Below are 18,277 nucleotides of genomic sequence, written 5' to 3' on the forward strand. Positions count from 1 at the left end.
ATATAATAATAGTGTATTAACTGTATTATTAAACATAGTACAGATGGGAGGTGCCTATGTTCCAGTTAGATTTCAGAGATCGCAGGCCGTTGTACGAGCAAATTAAAGAGAGAATGAAAACATTCATATTGAGCGGAGTGTTAAAATCCGATGAAAGAATTCCGTCGGTACGTGAATTAGCGCAGTCACTTACCATTAATCCCAATACCATTCAGAAAGCGTATAAAGAGTTGGAGGATGAGGGGTATATCTATTCTATCCGGGGAAAGGGAAATTTTGTTGTACCGCAGGATCTTGTGGTGAACCAGAAGAAACTCAATGATTTGGAGCAGGAAATGAAAAAAATTCTTAAGGAGATGTTGTACCTTGGGATAGGTAAAGAAAGGATACTTTCATTAATAAATGACATATATTCGGAAAGGACGGTAAAGGACGAAAATGATTGAGGTTAAGAATTTAAAAAAGAACTTCGGCTCGTTTTGTGTATTGGATGATTTAAGTTTGCATGCAAAGAAAGCGTCGGTTTACGGCTTGGTCGGTCCCAATGGAGCGGGCAAGACAACTTTAATAAAACACTTGTTAGGGATTTATCGCCAAGATGCAGGTGAGATTACTATAAACGGCCAATTTGCTTGGGATAATCCAAGTGCTCTGGCGAAAACGATATACATTCCGGATGAGTTATATTTCTTTTCCCAGTATACCATTCAAGAAATGGCAGCATTTTATTCCGAGCTTTACCCTTCGTGGAACTGGGATCGTTTTGAACGTTTGAAACAGGTGTTTCCAATAGACGTAAAACGAAGGATTACCCGCTTATCCAAAGGGATGCAGAGACAGGTAGCCTTTTGGCTGGGGATTTGTGTTATGCCGAATATCATGATTCTCGATGAACCGGTGGATGGACTGGATCCTGTTATGAGAAAAAAAGTTTGGAACCTTGTGCTGCAGGATGTGGCCGAAAGAGAAACAACGGTGTTGATCTCATCCCATAACTTGCGGGAATTGGAAGATGTATGCGATCACGTCGGTATTTTATATAAAGGAAAGATTGTAGCGGAAAAAGAACTGGACGATATGAAATCCGATATTCATAAGCTGCAGATTGCATTTAGCGGAGAATTGCCCGACAACTTTATGCAGGATATCCAAATACTGCAAAAAACACAAAAAGGCAGTGTTTTGATGATGATTGTAAAAGGTGATAAGGAGATGATATTATCCCATGTACATAAGGCGAATCCGCTATTGGTGGATCTATTGCCGCTGACATTGGAAGAGATTTTTATCTATGAACTAGGGGGAATGGGCTATGAAATCCAAGATGTTCTCATTTAATCGTGGGTTGATTATAAGTGATATAAAGCGGTTCTGGTCAATCAGCATATTGTATGGTATTGTTCTTTTATTTGTTCTGCCTGTTCGGCAGATGATGATAGATTTTACTATGGAAGATCAAGAATGGATTAAAGAAGCACTGCTGGGTATGCTTCAGTTTGATACCGGGAATGCGGAGATGCAGCTGATTTTTATGGTTGTGGTTCCCGTGATATTAGCTGTGCTGCTCTTCAGCTATTTACACGGCGCTAAAGCCACGGCGATGGTACATACACTTCCGGTTAACCGCAAAAGCTTATTTCTGAACCATGTGGTATCCGGAATCCTGCTGCTATCTTTTCCTGTTTTGCTTACAGGCGGTGTGCTGGCTGTCGTAAGGGGGTTGTCGGTTTTAAACGAGTATTATTCTTTGATAAATATCCTGGAGTGGGTAGGTATCACGCTGCTCTTTAACTACTTGCTATTTGCAATCGCTGTGTTTGTAGGAATGTTTACCGGAAATGCCTTCGCACATATTGTTTTTACTTATATTATAAATATATTGCCGTTAGGGGTGTATATCCTTGCGGAGTATAATGTGCAGCAGCTATTATACGGATATAACAGTGCAAGCAACGAGCGGTTTTGGATTCAATTGCTGCCCGTACTTAAAGTGCTGGATGGCATGGTGAGGTTGGAGTTGTTAGAAATCATAGGATATGCATTTGCTGTATTGGCATTTTTGATACTTGCTGTCTACGCATATGAGAAACGGCCTCTTGAATCGGCAGGAGATGTAGTGGCTTTTCCATTGGTGCGTCCGGTGTTCAAGTACGGTGTCACGGCTTGCTGCATGCTGTTGGGCGGCGCATATTTCAGTAGTATGTATGATGCCTTTGGTATGTTGATTTTAGGATATTTTATAAGTTCTCTTATAGGATACATCATCGCACAAGTTCTATTGGACAAATCTTTCCGGATTTGGCATGCTTATAAGGGATATGTCATATACGCTGCAATAGTAATGGTTTTGCTGACAGGTATCTCAGTAGATGCATTGGGATATGTCCGGCGTGTACCTTCCGCAGATCAGGTAGAAAAGGTTTACTTCGGTCATAATTATTATGAATGGGAACACTTTGAAAAAGGGAAAGATCCTAAAAACGAAGAATTGGGATATACCGATATGTACTTTTTCAAAGATGGAGAGAATGTAGACAATATTATACGTCTGCACAAGTATATCACGCAAAAGCCCTATAATAAAAGAGGGCGGATGCAGTATATCATATATACGCTAAAGAGCGGCAAACATCTAATCCGAAGTTATATTATAGATGAAGAATATTTTGCGCCGCAGTTGAAACCCATTTGCGAATCCATGGAATATAAGCGTGCAAGATTTCCAGTACTGGTTCAAAATAGTGAAGATATTAAATTGGTAGAGATACGGAACAATAGAATAGGTGACAAGTCGTTACTGTTGACGGATGGGCAAGAGTTGCAGGAATTCATCACTGTCCTGCAAAATGATATAAAACGAATGGACTATGAAAAGATGACAGACCCGATTAATAGGAATATCGATATTTATATTACAGACCAAAAAAATAAAAGTCGTGAACTGCGTTATGAGTTCCGAGATAATTATGCATCACTGTCTCAATGGTTAAAGAAAAAAGGATACTATGATAAAATAAGATTAATACCTGCCGATGTTAAATACGTAATGGTGGAAAAAAATGAAGCCTACTATGGAAATGGGGATACGGATGACGACAGTGAAGAGCAGATTAAAATAGAAGACAGCAGCATGATCCAAGAGCTGATTGATTTGGACACAAAGTATGAATATGTAACAAGAAGCCAAAGAAAGTATGAGGCAACATTTTATACTAAATCAGGTTCTCGCTTCCGAAGCTTTATTAGTGAAGAGGCGGTGCTCTCTGAGAGATTAACTGAATCGTTAAAGCAATTATATATAACGCATTAAAGAAATTACAGTAACGATAGGTTTGGGGTGGTGTATGTTTCCGTAAGAGACCGTCCACTGTTCGAACGAAGTGAGTTTGGGCGCGTCTCTGGATGAAACATACACCACTCCAAACCGTTTGTCAATGTAAAATATAGATCAATAAATGAAAAACTTCCCGATATAGTATCGGGAAGTTTTTCATTTGCGTCTGCCCCTTGCAATCTATCGCTTTTAATAATAAAATAACTGACAGACAACTTAAAATAATCATTGAGGAGTTATTGCGAATGACAAAGATATATTTGCATAAGGGAATCAGAAAAAGAATTGAAAACGGACATCCGTGGGTGTATAAGAATGAAGTGGATACAGTAGAAGGAGAATATGATGCCGGAGATGTGGAACTATGAAGAATCTTTGTATTTGAAATTTTTCATATTGAATGTATGGTGAAAAACAGAGCGAAAAAGACGATATTGACACTCATTATCAATGAGGGTATAATTATTCTATAAAGACAAATGAAATATTTAAAGATTACAAATGAGAACGATTATCATTAACACATATTGGAGGGTCTGTTATGACATTAGATAGAGCAAATAGAGGTCAAAAGATTGAGATTGTATCCATTTCCGATTCAAATATAAGAGCACAAGCAATAAGATTAGGGATTTTTGAAGGATGCCGGTTAACTTGCGCAGAGAAGCTTCCGGCAGGTCCAATTATCGTGCAGAGTCATATGCAAGAAATTGCGATTGGACGTAACCTGGCTAAAAGAATTGGTATCAACGTCATATAGGAGGATTTTATGAGCACTTGTCACAGTAATGTTATTGCTAAAGATGTAGATATGAATTCAAAAAAGCTTGTTCTAGTGGGTAATCCCAATGTAGGTAAGTCTGTTTTCTTTAATTCACTTACAGGATTATATGTTGATGTTTCCAACTATCCGGGAACTACAGTAGATATAAGTACAGGGAAGTATAACGATTATACAGTGATAGATACACCGGGGGTATACGGCGTATCTTCATTTAATGATGAAGAAAGAGTTGCCCGAGATGTCATTATCAGCGCGGATATGATTATAAATGTGGTGGATGCGGTACACTTGCAGCGTGATTTATTTTTGACACAGCAGTTGATTGACATGGGGAAAAAAATCATTGTAGCATTTAATATGATGGATGAAGTTAAAGCAATGGGAATGAATATTGATATTGACAAATTAAGCAGCCTGTTAGGGGTGCCGGTCATTCCTACCATCGCTTTAAAGGGACAGGGATTAGATGAAGTAAAAAGAAAGATTCCTTCAGCGAGCTTGGGAAATAAAACTGAAGGCATCGAGGATTTGTTGACGCAATATAAGAATAAAGTTCAGCAAGAAGCAGAGGCATTACTGGTTCTTGAAGATGATCCTAATATTCTAAGTAGGAATGGAGTTGGTGAAACGGGATTTCGTGAATCCGTTTATAAAAAGAGAAGAGAGCGGGTAGATGATATCGTTTCACAGGCAGTAAGCGAGCTTAATAAAGGGGCCAGCTTTAGAACAAAATTGGGAAGATATATGCTTAGACCTTTAACAGGTATACCTATACTCCTTATTGCTATGGGGGTTATGTATGAGTTTATTGGTGTTTTTGTCGCTCAGACAGTGGTAGGGATTACAGAAGAAACCATCATGATAGGGATTTATCAGCCATTTATAACTTCTATTATTGAAAACTTTATCCAGAAACAATCTTTTCTGGGGCAGGTGCTTATCGGTGAGTTCGGCTTATTGACGATGACACCGGTATATGTACTAGGATTGCTCCTTCCTCTTGTGGCTGGGTTCTATTTGTTATTATCCATCATGGAAGATTCGGGCTACCTGCCAAGGGTTGCTGCGTTGGTGGACAGGGTGCTTACTGGGGTGGGGTTGAATGGCAGAGCGATTATTCCCATCATTCTTGGTTTTGGATGTATCACCATGGCAACCATTACAACCAGGCTGTTAGGAACTAAAAGAGAACGAGTCATTGCAACGGTTCTACTTGGATTAACCATTCCTTGTTCGGCTCAGTTAGGCGTTATTATTGGATTGATAGCACCTTTAGGTGTTGAATATTTATTAATTTACACAGTAGTAATTTTGACAGTGTTTGCTTTATCCGGAGCTGTTTTGAATAAAGTGCTTCCAGGTGAGTCCAGCGATTTGTTAATTGATCTTCCGCCATTAAGGATACCGCGTTTGACTAATGTATTAAAAAAGACGTACACAAAGTCTAAAGGTTTTATGTTTGAAGCAACACCGCTATTTGCTCTAGGTGCATTACTCATAAGCATTATGCAGTACACTGGTGCTCTAGTATGGCTGCAGGACGCCATCTATCCTATCACTGTAGGGTGGCTCAAACTTCCGAAAGAAGCTACAACCGCCTTGGTTATGGGAATCGTACGTAGAGACTTCGGGGCAGCCGGGTTAAGTGATTTAGCCATGTCACCGGCACAGATATTGGTATCATTGGTAGTGATCACTTTATTCGTACCGTGTATTGCTTCTATTATCGTTATTTTTAAAGAAAGGACTAAGACAGAAGCTGCATTGATATGGTTTGGAAGCTTTATTGTTGCTTTTGTAGTTGGTGGGATATTAGGACAAATAATGATTTAGTGAATATAAAAGGTTGATGAGAATGAAAGTAAAATGCAAACAGTGTGGGTACGAATTGAATAGTGATCATACTATGAGATGTCCAAGGTGTAATAATGTAGTTGGCAAGAAGCAGGGATGTGAGAACTGCAAAGGTTGCTCATTGTTTAAATCTTGTGGTGGCAAAGAATAAGTACGATTTTATCCAATTTTTTTGGTTGACATGCCCTAAGATTGTAGCATAATATATAAATATGCATAAACTAGTTATTAAGGAAAGTTTGTATGCTACAGGTTTACTGCTGATTACACGCGTGAGAGGTGATATCATATGAGCAACTTAGGGAATGAACTAAAGGATCAGTTAAAAGAGAGCGGGTATAAACTTACTCCACAGAGAAGAGCAGTATTAGATGTGATTATGGAGCATGAGGGTAAGCATTTGAATACCGAAGAAATATATGACCATGTTAAGGTGAAATGTCCCGAGATCGGCTTGGCTACTGTTTATAGAACTCTCCTGCTGTTTGACCGTTTGGAGTTAATATATAAATTGGATTTTGACGATGGCTGTAGTAGATATGAGTTAAATAAGCATAAAGAAGATCACAGGCATCATCATTTAATTTGTACCCGGTGTGGTAATGTTGCGGAAGTAGAGGAAGATTTGCTGGATTCTTTAGAAGAGAAAATTATAGAAAAAAATCAGTTTCTTGTAAAAGACCATAGGGTGAAGTTTTACGGATACTGCAAAAATTGCAGGGACGATAACTAGTGCGGCAGTGAAGAAATAAAAAAGAGTAGTGTGAGTATAAGTTCACACTACTCTTTTTTCATCCCTTTTAGAGAAGGTGGAAAGTGAATACAATATACTATTAAAGTACATAATACATAGTATCCTTCCATCATTTTTATTACATATCTAGAAAGGGTGACATAAATGAAGGCAATCATTATGGCAGGCGGTGAGGGGACAAGACTCAGGCCGCTTACGTGCAGCAGACCAAAGCCAATGGTTCCGGTTATGAATAAGCCAGTAATGGAGCATATTATCAATCTATTAAAAAAACATCATATTACAGAGATTGGTGTTACACTTCAGTATATGCCTGAAATTATTCAAGAATATTTTGGCGACGGCCATGACTTTGGAGTAAATATAAGATACTTCATTGAGGAAACACCTCTTGGTACTGCAGGAAGTGTAAAAAATGCCGAAGAATTTCTGGATGATACGTTCATCGTTATTAGTGGTGATGCATTGACCGACATTGATTTGGAAGAAGCCATTCGGTATCATAGTGAAAAAAAGGCTGTTGCGACGTTAGTATTGACTAGGGTGAATGTTCCTTTGGAGTATGGTGTTGTCGTTACGGACGGCCATGGCAGAATAACACGGTTTCTTGAAAAACCAAGCTGGAGCGAAGTGTTTAGCGATACTGTTAACACAGGCATATATATTCTTAACCCCAAAGTGCTAAACTATTTTAAATCCGGAGAAATGTTTGATTTTAGTAAAGATTTGTTTCCAATGCTGTTAAAAGAAGGCCAGCCTATGTATGGGCATGTATCGTCGAAATATTGGTGTGATATTGGTGATCTCATTGCATATCATCAGTGTCATTTTGACATTTTGGATGGAAAGGTAAGTATAGTAAATGAGGCCGTACAAATTAGAGAAAACGTATGGGCAGAAGAAAATGTGGAAATCGGCGAGAATGCAAATATAGCAGGCCCGGTTTTAATAGGTAGGAATACAAAGATCAAAAATGGTGCAATTGTCTCTCCATATACGGTCATAGGAAGTGATAATGTGATCGCTGAACAGAGTTCTTTAAAAAGAGCAATTGTTTGGAAGGGTTGCAAGATCGGAAAAAGGACCGAGTTAAGAGGATGTATACTGTGTAATAAAGTGTTGGTAAAAGAGAATAGCTCGGTTTTCGAGCAATCAGTTATAGGGGATGGTACTGCAATAGAAGAAAGAGCAGTGATTAAGCCGGGAATAAAAATATGGCCTGCCAAAACCGTTGAAAGTGGAACGGAGATCAATGTGAATCTGATTTGGGGAACAAAGTATTCCAAGACATTATTTGGTGAAAAAGGGATTGTTGGTGAAGTGAATGTGGATATTACCCCCGAATTTGCATCGCGGCTTGGAACTTCTTATGGAGTATTGTTTAAGAATAATGCACGGGTAGGAATAAGCAGTGACGAAGCAAGTGTTTCTTATATGTTAAAGAATTCTTTTGTATCAGGGTTGCTTTCATCAGGCGTGGAGGTGTATGATTTCGGTCAGCAAGTGCTTCCTGTGACCAGATATGCAACAAAGTTTTTCGGACTGGATGGAGGAATACATCTAGGTACAATATCCGATAATAATGATTCTAAGCTAATCATAGATTTCTTAGATATGCATGGTGCCAATATCAATAGAGGTGTTGAAAGAAAACTGGAAAATACATTTATCAGGGAAGATTTTAGCAGATGTGAAGCAAAAGATGTTAAGAATGTTAAGCTCATTGATGACTTTACATCTTATTATTTGAGAGATCTTATTAATAGGGTGGAAAATAAAAAGCTTAATTATAGGCTGCTAATTAATAATTCTTCTGTTTTATTTGAGAATATGATAATACCCATGATATCTGAATTAGGATGCAAAGTAGATATTACGAATTTACAAATAAAAGACATAAATTCAGGACGTACAATGAATGCCACTGCCCAAATCGGATACTTATCCAGTCAGGTTATATCTACCGGTGCAGATATAGGAGCAATGATAGAAAATAATGGAGAAAAGATGATTCTGATTGATGAGAAAGGACGTTTTATCTCTGAAGAAATGTTTCTAGCGCTTACTTCATTGATTACTTTTAGAACTGTAAAAGGAGCAACCGTTGTAGTCCCCATATCAGCTCCTAGCGTTATCGATAGTATGGCTGACGAATATCAAGGGAAAGTTTTACGAACAAAAACTTCACCATTGGAAGTAATGGGAAAGATGATGGCAAACAATGTACATGATTCATTGATGAATGATCAATTTATTTTAAACTTTGATGCATTGGGTAGTTTGATTAAGATTATGGATTTTATGAAAAGTAATAATCTCAAGCTTTCAGAGCTAGTTGATCAGATTCCTGCTTTCTATATTACAAAAAAAGAAGTCGCATGTCCATGGAATGCGAAAGGAAAAGTAATCAGACAGATCATTGAAGAAAGCAATGATCATAAACTGGAGCTAATGGAAGGCGTGAAAATATATAAAGACGGAGGATGGGTTTTAGTCCTTCCCGATGCCGAAAGGCCCGTATGCAAGGTCATTGGTGAAGGATATACGGAAGAGTTTGCAGAATCTCTTACCGATATTTTTGTCAATCGCGTGCAAGAAATCGGGCAAGGCGCCAAGAGAGAATCAAGTGAATAATTAATAATGAATAGTGAATAATGTACAGTAGACAATGTACAATGGAATACCGGTGGCTGGAACATTATTATTCAATTCCTATATACTGGATTAACTTGACGCCTATAATAAAGTCCCATTTAGCACACAGAGAAAGTCGAACTTGGGGACTGTTCGAAACCACTGAAATAGTCCGGCTTAGCATATAGAAGGAGTGAAGCGTGGGGACGGAGCTACTGCTGCATCTGGTTTTGATGAAGCTGAAGCTCCGTCCCCATGCTTTGCGACTGACCAATCAAGCATTTTTTCATTGACTTCGGACTGGGCCCCGCCCATGTTTGATTTTCGAACGATTTAGCACTTTATCATATCCTCACAAATAGTCTAACAAGTAAAAAAGAAATATTTTCCCTTGATCAATGGGAGCAGAGTTTTTATTCGAATGTGTTAAATTTGTTTTTAAAACACGAGTATTCTAAAAAAAATGAGCAAAAATATAAAAAGAAAGGTTTTTGAATTTTCGATTATAGTTGAGCTTCTTTGAAAGGAGAAAAAGATGAAGGTTTTAATGCTTTCGTGGGAATATCCTCCACGTATTGTAGGGGGGATTTCCAGAGTGGTATATGAATTAGCGCAAAGTTTAGGGCGGCAGGGTCATGAAATCCATGTGGTCACATGCTGGGAGCCAGATACAAAGGAAATAGAAAAAGATAAAAATGTCATCGTTCATCGGGTGCGTACGTATGATATTCAAGCAAATAATTTTATTGATTGGGTAATGCATTTGAATTTCGCTATGGCAGAATATTCAATCAGTCTCTTAAATAATATAGGAAAGATAGATGTTATTCACGCCCATGATTGGCTTGTGGCGTATGCGGCAAGAGTTTTGAAGCATTCCTATAAAATTCCGCTGGTCTGTACCATTCATGCCACAGAGCATGGCCGGAATCAGGGGATTTACAATGAGCTGCAGAGCTATATAAATAATATTGAATGGTGGCTGGCTTATGAGTCGTGGAAGATTATTTGTAATAGTCATTATATGAAAAACGAAATTCAAAATATATTTAATGTACCGGCAAATAAGATCAATGTAATATGCAATGGCGTAAATAGTGAGAACTTTACCGGTATTGAAAGAGATGATATGTTTCGCAGGAATTTTGCTAATGATCATGAGAAAATGGTTTTTTTCGTCGGCAGGCTTGTACAAGAAAAAGGTGTGCATATTTTAATTGATGCAATACCTAAAATCATTGAGAACTATCATGATGTCAAATTTGTGATTGGCGGCAAAGGTCCTGAGCTTGATCATCTACGGGCAAAAGCCCATTTTATGGGTATCGGGCATAGAATGTATTTTACAGGGTATGTTAGCGATGAGGATTTGCATAAGCTCTATAAATGTGCGGATATTGCGGTATTTCCAAGTTTATATGAGCCTTTTGGGATTGTAGCCCTTGAAGCGATGGCTGCAGATGTTCCTGTTGTGGTGACCGATACAGGTGGTTTGGGTGAAATCGTAGAACATGCTCAAGATGGTATGAAAGCCTATGCAGGAAATGCCAACTCAGTGGCGGACTGTATCATTGCACTGCTGCATCATCAGGAACTATATGAAAAAGTAAAAGAGAATGCAAGGAATAAGATAAAAAACTATTATAATTGGGATTTAATCAGTAGGCAGACATTAGCTGTCTATACTGAAGTGGTGCGCGAATACATGAAATCGGATTGGAGAAACGACAATTTAGACAAAGTATTAAAAAGTTTATGATGCGTAATCTATTTTCTGATAGCAGGTTTTTAAATTAGAAAATTGGTGAAAATATTAAAAGAGTATTTATTTGACTAGAAAATACTGCTATAATATTAAAAGGTAATTTATTGGACGGTTAATTGCGTAGAAAGTAAAGAATATAATTATTTTAAATAAAAGAGCGGGAGTAAAAACTTATATAGTTTGATGCATCAGGTTGGGAACTGTGTATCTTATTTTCGAGTTGTTCATTGGATTAGAATGTTCGGTATTTCTAATCTTAGTAATAAACTGATTATAGATAAATAATTTTAGAGTCTGAAATAAAATAATATGTAAGCAAGCAATATAAACTTTTAGGTCAAAATATGAGTTGCTGGAATATTATTTTTTTAACTTTCAATTTGACTATCTATATCTAAAAATTATGTAAACTTTCGGAGCGTTGTAATTTAAATCGACCATACTATATAAGTTGAATTAAATAATTGAATATTGCAAGTCAACGGAACGCCACGGGGGGCGTTCCCTACGAATTGTAAATCATGCATGAATGAAATTTGGTGTTCTATGTAGGGAACGGCCCCTGTGCCGTTCCGACTAAAATGTTTAATTCAACTTATATAGCAATAATTTGATAATCATAATTGGAGGTAAAAACGTGTCAAAAAAATCAAAACTGAAAATAATTCCTTTGGGAGGATTAAATGAGATAGGAAAAAATATTACTGCCTTTGAATACGGCAATGATATAGTGATACTGGATTGCGGGCTGGCTTTTCCTGAGGACGAGATGTTGGGGGTAGATCTGGTGATTCCGGATGTATCTTATTTAATCAAAAATAAGGACAAGGTCAGAGGGATCGTATTAACACATGGGCATGAAGACCATATAGGTGCACTGCCTTATGTACTTAGAGATATTAATGTGCCTGTTTATGGTACAAAGCTTACTTTAGGACTTGTCGAGTATAAACTGAAAGAGCATGGCTTGTTGTCATCTGTTAAACTAATGACTGTGAAGCCGGGAGAAGAAGTTACGCTAGGAATGTTTAAAGTTGAGTTTATACGCTCAACTCACAGTATAGCGGATGCAGTTGCCATTGCATTGCATACTCCTGCAGGCATCGTGGTTCATACAGGGGACTTCAAGATTGATTACACACCGATAGAAGGTGAAATGATCGATCTTGCCCGTTTCGGCCAATTAGGTAAGATGGGTGTTCTGGCATTAATGGCAGATAGCACCAATGTTGAGCGGCCGGGTTATACAATGTCTGAAAGAACGGTTGGAGAAACATTTGAAGAGATATTTAAATACAGTGACCAAAGAATAATCGTTGCAACTTTTGCTTCAAATGTTCATAGGGTGCAGCAGGCTATTAATGCGGCTGTACGTTATGGAAGAAAAGTTGCTGTTAGCGGAAGAAGTATGGTGAACGTTGTAAATGTAGCAATAGAATTAGGGTATATGAATGTCCCTGAAGGTGTATTAATAGATATTGATGAGATCGGGAAATACAGAAATGATCAGATTGTTATCATTACTACAGGCAGCCAGGGAGAACCTATGTCGGCACTATCAAGAATGGCATTTTCCGATCATAAAAAAGTGGATATTGTGCCGGGCGACCTGGTGATTATTTCTGCTACTCCCATACCCGGGAATGAGAAATTTATTTCCAAAGTTATTAATGAATTATTTAAAAAAGGTGCCGATGTTATCTATGAATCGCTGGCTGATGTTCATGTTTCAGGACACGCATGTCAGGAAGAGCTGAAACTGATACATAGCCTTGTGAAACCAAAGTATTTTATTCCTGTACATGGAGAGTATAGGCATCTTAAGCAGCATGCAAATTTAGCGCGAAGAATCGGTCTGGACCCACAAAATATATTTATTATGGATATTGGGAAGGTATTGGAATTATCCGAAGATTCCGCTAAGATTACCGGTTCTGTTACAGCGGGAAAAGTTCTGGTAGACGGGTTGGGAGTAGGTGATGTTGGAAACATCGTACTTCGTGATAGAAAGCATTTGGCACAAGACGGATTAATTGTTGTAGTAGTCACTATATCCGGTGATAATGGAGCAGTTATAGCCGGCCCTGACATTATTTCCAGAGGGTTTGTGTATGTACGGGAGTCTGAGGATTTAATGGAGCAGGTGAAGGCTGTAACCAAAACAGCTCTTGGTAAATGTGAAGAAAAGAAAATTACCGATTGGGCGACAATTAAATCAATTATTAAAAGCAGTTTAAATGAATTTTTATATGAGAAAACGAAAAGAAAACCTATGATACTGCCTGTTATTATGGAGATATAGAAATATTTTGCAGAAAATATAGCCTTGATTTGGAATAGTGGACGCATAATGCTGAAACAATAATAACGTTAAAGTATAATATATCCACTGGAAGAGGGAGGCTTATCATTGAAAAGGGTTGTTAGTGTCAGTATCGGATCCGCTTTAAGAAATCATCGTGTTGAAACCGATCTGTTGGGAGAACATTATATCATAGAGAGAATAGGTACTAATGGTGATATCCATAAGGCAATAGATTTAATAAAGTCAATGGATGGTAAAGTTGATGCATTTGGCTTAGGTGGGATTGATCTATATTTGGCCGGTGCGGATAAAAGATTTATGATTAAAGAAGCAATACCCATTGTAAATGCCGCTGCAAAAACACCTATTGTAGATGGCACCGGATTAAAGAATACATTGGAGAAAAATGTAATAGAGACGCTGAACAGACAGAGAGTAATCAGTTTTAATGATCAAAAAGTACTTTTGGTTTGTGCTATTGACAGGTTTAAAATGGCAGAAGCATTTATTAATATGGGATGTGATACCGTGCTTGGAGATCTGATATTTGCATTAGGGATTCCTGTACCCATAAAGAGCTTAAGGGTATTTAGAAGAGTCGTTAATGTACTCTTGCCCATCGTATCGAGACTACCTTATGAAATCCTATATCCTGTTGGCGATAAACAAGATGCCGATTTGAAAAGCGGTAAATTTGATAAATATTATGATGAAGCAGATATTATCGCCGGTGATTTTCTATATATAAAAAAGCATCTGCCGTTATATCTTCATAATAAGATTATTATTACGAACACAGTTACAAAAGAAGATATTGATTTATTAAAAGACAGAGGTGTCAGTATTCTAATTACCTCAACGCCTGAATTCGATGGCAGGTCATTTGGAACAAATGTGATGGAAGCGGTCTTGGTAGCTGCCTCCGGGAAAAGACCGGAAGAACTGAATACCCAAGATTATTTTGATTTACTTAAAAAACTGAATTTCATGCCAAGAATTGAATATCTCAATCATACTGAAAAAATCGACGAAGGTAAAGCACGTTAAGTGCCCTACCTTCGTTTTCCTTTTATGATATATCCCCAGAAGAATCCTTTGATAAAGGCTAATCCAATTAAGCCTATGACTGCAGATTTTTTGTGTGTTAGCTCGCATCTATCGGAAGAACCTTTTTTGTTTTTTCTTATATAAGCTCTGTAGTGTTTTCGATTATTAACATTTTCAGTTGTCATAATAAATCCTCCTGTTTCAAATTCTTGTGTGAGTCTTATTATTAGTATGAATCTATTTTTTTCAAATACTCAATATAATTATTAGCTGTTATGGTAAATATATTTATACTAAAATTCTGTATTATGAAAACAATATAATATGGAGGTGCATAAAATGAACACAAAAATGAGGAAAATAATAACAACTGCATTAGTGCTTTCGTTGGTTGCTATAGGAGCAGGATGTCAAACAGCTCAAAGGCCGATGAGAAATGGAACGACAACTCCCGGAACTCCGACTGATCCGTATACGCCTGAAGCTCCAGGGACGGATCTGGGGAGGTTAGGAACGCCAAATGATATGAATGGCGTAGATATCACCGGAAGAAATGACATCAACGACTATCCTAATTACGGAAACAATATGTATGGAAATGACATGACGGACTCGGTAGGAAGAGATGATGTACCAAGAGCACAGGGAAATTATACCGGTCTCAATACAAATGCAAACACGACGGCACAGAATATTGCCAATCAGCTTTCGGCAATGGACAATGTAGAGGATGCAACAGTAGTAATCAGCGGCAACACGGCGCTGGTAGGAGTAGACATTAAAGATAATTATAATAATCATGAACAGCTGAAGAGTAATATGGTACAAAAGGTTAAAAGTATGGCACCAAATGTAACAAATGTCGCTATTACCGAGTCGCCGGACCTATATGAGAGAATTACCAACCTATCAAGAGATATGAGAAATGGTACGGTAATGCAAGGTCTTAGTAACGAATTTACGGAGATTGTTAACAGGATAACACCTACTACAAGATAAGAATTAGCTCAAGCCATGCGCACCGCATGGCTTGAGCTAATCTAAAGATTAATGTGAATAATTATTTCAAATTATGGTAAAAGCTAAATAAGATATGTTATAGTAGAATAGGATGAAAGCACTTTGAGAAATGACTAGGAGAGTGATAGTATGCAATCATTAAAGAAATTTAATTTAGCAGATGGGGTAAATTTATATCATATTCCGACACAGAAGTTTAAAACATCTACAGTGACAATATTTATACACAGGCAGTTGTCAAAGGAAGATGCAACAAAAAACGCGCTGCTGCCTTATGTGCTAAGAAGAGGCTGTGTAAGTTATCCAAATTCCCAAGCCATCGCCCAATATATGGAAAGCTTGTATGGTGCTGCTTTTGATTGTGGAATCAATAAAAAGGGCGAAAGTCAAATTATCTATTTTAGTTTTGATGTGATAGATGAGCAATATATTGGGGATCAACAAGCGCTATTTGACAAAATATTGAGATTTGCAAAAGAGATCATATTTAATCCTGTTATTGAGAGTGGCTCCTTCAAGAAAGAGTATATAGAACAGGAAAAGGAAACATTAAAAGATCTTATCAACGGTCTGATGAATAATAAAGTATCTTATGCAGTGGAACGATGTTTCCAGGAGATGTGCAAAAACGAGCCATTTAGTATCTATGAACTTGGAAATACCGCTGATTTGATTAAAATTGATGAAAAAAATCTATATGAGTATTATATGTCTGCTATTTATTCTAGTCCCATTGATATTTTTGTAGCCGGTAATATGGAAGAAGCAAAGGTACATCAACTTGCAAAGGAGACATTTGATATTAAATTGAAACAGGAGATCACGTATCCGACTACCGATGTTTCTTGTAAAGTTGAAGAGGTGAAAAATGTTGAGGAAAAAATGGAGATTGCTCAGGGTAAATTATCTTTAGGATTTAGAACCAAAGTAACACCTAGGGATAAAGAATATTATTCCTTGATTGTATATAATGGAATTCTTGGTGGAGGCCCCCATTCTAAGTTGTTTAATAATGTTAGAGAAAAAATGAGCTTAGCTTATTATGTATTTTCACGTTTGGAGAAGTTTAAAGGACTATTGGTGATTAGTTCGGGAATTGAAATACAGAATTACCAAAAGGCTTTGGATGAGATACTAAAACAAATAGAAGAAATAAAGAACGGAAACATTAGTGATTACGAATTTGAGTCCACGATTAGCAGTTCAATTAATAGTATAAAATCACTAAAAGACCATGCGCTCCACATGACTGACTATTATCTAAGCCAATTGGTAGGGGGAACTGACGATAGCTTTGAAGATTTAATTGGCAAGATATCGGCGGTTCGTAAAGAAGATGTTATAGCCATTGCACAGCAAATTGAACTTGATACCATTTATTTTTTAAAAAATAATGCTTGATGCTTTAGGAGGTTAAATGATGGATTTGCGACAGACTAAGAACGAAGTACTAAAAGAGACTTTATATCATGGCGTTGATGAAAGCGGATTAAAGGTATATATATTGCCTAAAAAAGGATATAGTAAAAGTTATGCTATTTTTGCGACTCAATACGGTTCGGTAGATAGTAATTTTGTTGTACCCGGAGAAGAGAATGTGACAGAGGTACCTGATGGTATTGCGCATTTCTTGGAACATAAATTATTTGAAGAAAAAGATGGAAATGTATTTGATAAGTTTTCACGTTTAGGCGCTTCTGCAAATGCGTTTACAAGCTTCAATACCACTGCCTATCTTTTTTCTTGTACCAGTGAATTTTATAAAAGCTTGGATATATTGCTGGATTTTGTTCAAAATCCGTATTTCACCGATGAAAGTGTACAAAAGGAACAAGGCATAATTGGCCAAGAAATTCGCATGTACGATGATGACCCTAATTGGAGAGTGTTCTTTAATTATCTTGGCGCGTTATATCATCAATATCCTGTGAAAAAGGATATTGCAGGCACAATAGAGAGTATCGCGAATATCGATAAGGATATATTATATAAGTGCTACAATACCTTTTACAACCCTGCAAATATGGTTTTGTTCGTCGTTGGCGAGGTAGACCCGGAGATTGTAAAAGAGCACGTCGAGAAGCATATAAAAAGTAAGACACCGCTACTTGAGGACATAAAAAGAATATATCCGGAAGAGCCTCCAACAATATATAAAAAACAAATAGAGCAAACACTTAGTGTTTCTATTCCTTTATTTCAAATGGGATTTAAGGATACTGATGTCGGTTATGGCGGGGTAAAGCTGTTGAAAAAGGATATCGTAACACGTATCATATTGGAAATGATTATGGGAAGAAGTAGTGCGCTCTATCAGCGTTTGTATGAGCAAGGATTGATTAATGATACATTTGATGCGGATTATAATGCAGAAGTCAATTATGGGTTCACTATCTTTGGGGGAGAGTCTGCCGACCCGGAAAAAGTACGGGAACAAATAACCGCAAAAATCGAACGCCTGCATCAAGAGGGATTAAGTAAACCTGCGTTTGATAGAATAAAAAAAGTAATACTAGGAAAGTTTTTAAGACAATTTAATAGCGTTGAAAAGATAGCAAATAACTTTATTGCTAATATTTTTAGAGATATTAATCTTTTTGATTATATAGAAGTTTATCATTCGACAAGTTTCGAAGATGTGCAGAAACGCTTTACAAATCACTTTAAAATTGATAATATGGCTTTATCCGTCATTAGACCACACAAGCAATAAGCTAGAATTTATTAATAATAAGTTGTTCGGAATTGTAGGATTTTCTGTGAACCGTGAACTGTGAACA

At 37.3% G+C, this 18,277-nt stretch carries 15 protein-coding genes; 14 read left to right on the forward strand and 1 reads right to left on the reverse strand.

Annotated elements, in window-relative coordinates:
- Positions 1–56: 56 nt before the first annotated feature.
- The 11 genes from QKW49_RS24255 (at position 57) to QKW49_RS24305 (ending at position 14,477) form a co-directional block, all read left to right on the forward strand.
- Positions 57–446, forward strand: coding sequence for a GntR family transcriptional regulator (locus QKW49_RS24255; RefSeq protein WP_282865205.1), 390 nt, complete (start codon positions 57–59; stop codon positions 444–446).
- The gene (locus QKW49_RS24260) at positions 439–1,338 is read left to right on the forward strand and encodes an ABC transporter ATP-binding protein (RefSeq protein WP_282865206.1); all 900 of its coding nucleotides are present in this window, start codon (positions 439–441) and stop codon (positions 1,336–1,338) included. The genes QKW49_RS24255 and QKW49_RS24260 overlap by 8 nt, the downstream gene beginning before the upstream one ends.
- Positions 1,313–3,310 (forward strand): DUF6449 domain-containing protein, encoded by a 1,998-nt coding sequence (locus QKW49_RS24265; RefSeq protein ID WP_282865207.1) that lies wholly within the window; start codon positions 1,313–1,315, stop codon positions 3,308–3,310. The genes QKW49_RS24260 and QKW49_RS24265 overlap by 26 nt, the downstream gene beginning before the upstream one ends.
- Before the next feature lie 269 nt (positions 3,311–3,579).
- Positions 3,580–3,702 carry a hypothetical protein gene (locus tag QKW49_RS24270; RefSeq protein ID WP_282865208.1) on the forward strand — a complete coding sequence of 41 codons (123 nt, stop codon included), beginning with the start codon at positions 3,580–3,582 and terminating at the stop codon, positions 3,700–3,702.
- Between the two features lie 173 nt (positions 3,703–3,875).
- Complete coding sequence (locus QKW49_RS24275; protein ID WP_282865210.1) at positions 3,876–4,094, forward strand: ferrous iron transport protein A; 219 nt, start codon at positions 3,876–3,878, stop codon at positions 4,092–4,094.
- A gap of 9 nt (positions 4,095–4,103) precedes the next feature.
- Positions 4,104–5,951 (forward strand): ferrous iron transport protein B, encoded by a 1,848-nt coding sequence (gene feoB / locus QKW49_RS24280; protein WP_282865211.1) that lies wholly within the window; start codon positions 4,104–4,106, stop codon positions 5,949–5,951.
- 310 nt (positions 5,952–6,261) lie between these two features.
- The gene (locus QKW49_RS24285; protein WP_282865212.1) at positions 6,262–6,705 is read left to right on the forward strand and encodes a Fur family transcriptional regulator; all 444 of its coding nucleotides are present in this window, start codon (positions 6,262–6,264) and stop codon (positions 6,703–6,705) included.
- A 165-nt stretch (positions 6,706–6,870) separates the two neighbouring features.
- Positions 6,871–9,360, forward strand: coding sequence for a sugar phosphate nucleotidyltransferase (locus QKW49_RS24290; protein WP_282865213.1), 2,490 nt, complete (start codon positions 6,871–6,873; stop codon positions 9,358–9,360).
- A gap of 535 nt (positions 9,361–9,895) precedes the next feature.
- Positions 9,896–11,119 carry a glycosyltransferase family 4 protein gene (locus QKW49_RS24295; protein ID WP_282865214.1) on the forward strand — a complete coding sequence of 408 codons (1,224 nt, stop codon included), beginning with the start codon at positions 9,896–9,898 and terminating at the stop codon, positions 11,117–11,119.
- Between the two features lie 643 nt (positions 11,120–11,762).
- Entirely contained in the window at positions 11,763–13,427 is a 1,665-nt protein-coding gene (locus QKW49_RS24300) for a ribonuclease J (protein ID WP_282865216.1), read from the forward strand.
- 108 nt (positions 13,428–13,535) lie between these two features.
- Complete coding sequence (locus tag QKW49_RS24305) at positions 13,536–14,477, forward strand: quinate 5-dehydrogenase (protein ID WP_282865217.1); 942 nt, start codon at positions 13,536–13,538, stop codon at positions 14,475–14,477.
- A 5-nt stretch (positions 14,478–14,482) separates the two neighbouring features.
- On the opposite strand, the gene QKW49_RS24310 is transcribed toward QKW49_RS24305, so the two are convergent.
- Positions 14,483–14,662, reverse strand: a complete 180-nt coding sequence (locus QKW49_RS24310) for a hypothetical protein (protein WP_282865218.1) — start codon at positions 14,660–14,662, stop codon at positions 14,483–14,485.
- A gap of 154 nt (positions 14,663–14,816) precedes the next feature.
- Here QKW49_RS24310 and QKW49_RS24315 point away from each other — a divergent pair, with 154 nt between their 5' ends.
- The 3 genes from QKW49_RS24315 (at position 14,817) to QKW49_RS24325 (ending at position 18,210) form a co-directional block, all read left to right on the forward strand.
- Positions 14,817–15,476: a YhcN/YlaJ family sporulation lipoprotein gene (locus QKW49_RS24315; protein WP_282865219.1), complete on the forward strand. Its 660-nt coding sequence runs from the start codon at positions 14,817–14,819 to the stop codon at positions 15,474–15,476.
- A 150-nt stretch (positions 15,477–15,626) separates the two neighbouring features.
- Positions 15,627–16,898 (forward strand): pitrilysin family protein, encoded by a 1,272-nt coding sequence (locus QKW49_RS24320; protein ID WP_282865220.1) that lies wholly within the window; start codon positions 15,627–15,629, stop codon positions 16,896–16,898.
- Between the two features lie 19 nt (positions 16,899–16,917).
- A complete protein-coding gene (locus QKW49_RS24325; protein ID WP_282865221.1) occupies positions 16,918–18,210 on the forward strand; it encodes a pitrilysin family protein in 1,293 nt (430 codons plus the stop codon).
- Positions 18,211–18,277: the final 67 nt, after the last annotated feature.

It is taken from the genome of Petroclostridium sp. X23, assembly GCF_030013905.1.
In the GTDB taxonomy this organism is placed as follows: domain Bacteria; phylum Bacillota; class Clostridia; order SK-Y3; family SK-Y3; genus X23.

Coding starts and splice junctions, on each gene's coding strand:
- QKW49_RS24255 (WP_282865205.1), top strand. CDS start 57: ATGTTCCAGTTAGATTTCAGAGATCGCAGGCCGTTGTACGAGCAAATT.
- QKW49_RS24260 (WP_282865206.1), top strand. CDS start 439: ATGATTGAGGTTAAGAATTTAAAAAAGAACTTCGGCTCGTTTTGTGTA.
- QKW49_RS24265 (WP_282865207.1), top strand. CDS start 1,313: ATGAAATCCAAGATGTTCTCATTTAATCGTGGGTTGATTATAAGTGAT.
- QKW49_RS24270 (WP_282865208.1), top strand. CDS start 3,580: ATGACAAAGATATATTTGCATAAGGGAATCAGAAAAAGAATTGAAAAC.
- QKW49_RS24275 (WP_282865210.1), top strand. CDS start 3,876: ATGACATTAGATAGAGCAAATAGAGGTCAAAAGATTGAGATTGTATCC.
- feoB (WP_282865211.1), top strand. CDS start 4,104: ATGAGCACTTGTCACAGTAATGTTATTGCTAAAGATGTAGATATGAAT.
- QKW49_RS24285 (WP_282865212.1), top strand. CDS start 6,262: ATGAGCAACTTAGGGAATGAACTAAAGGATCAGTTAAAAGAGAGCGGG.
- QKW49_RS24290 (WP_282865213.1), top strand. CDS start 6,871: ATGAAGGCAATCATTATGGCAGGCGGTGAGGGGACAAGACTCAGGCCG.
- QKW49_RS24295 (WP_282865214.1), top strand. CDS start 9,896: ATGAAGGTTTTAATGCTTTCGTGGGAATATCCTCCACGTATTGTAGGG.
- QKW49_RS24310 (WP_282865218.1), bottom strand. CDS start 14,662: ATGACAACTGAAAATGTTAATAATCGAAAACACTACAGAGCTTATATA.
- QKW49_RS24315 (WP_282865219.1), top strand. CDS start 14,817: ATGAACACAAAAATGAGGAAAATAATAACAACTGCATTAGTGCTTTCG.
- QKW49_RS24320 (WP_282865220.1), top strand. CDS start 15,627: ATGCAATCATTAAAGAAATTTAATTTAGCAGATGGGGTAAATTTATAT.
- QKW49_RS24325 (WP_282865221.1), top strand. CDS start 16,918: ATGGATTTGCGACAGACTAAGAACGAAGTACTAAAAGAGACTTTATAT.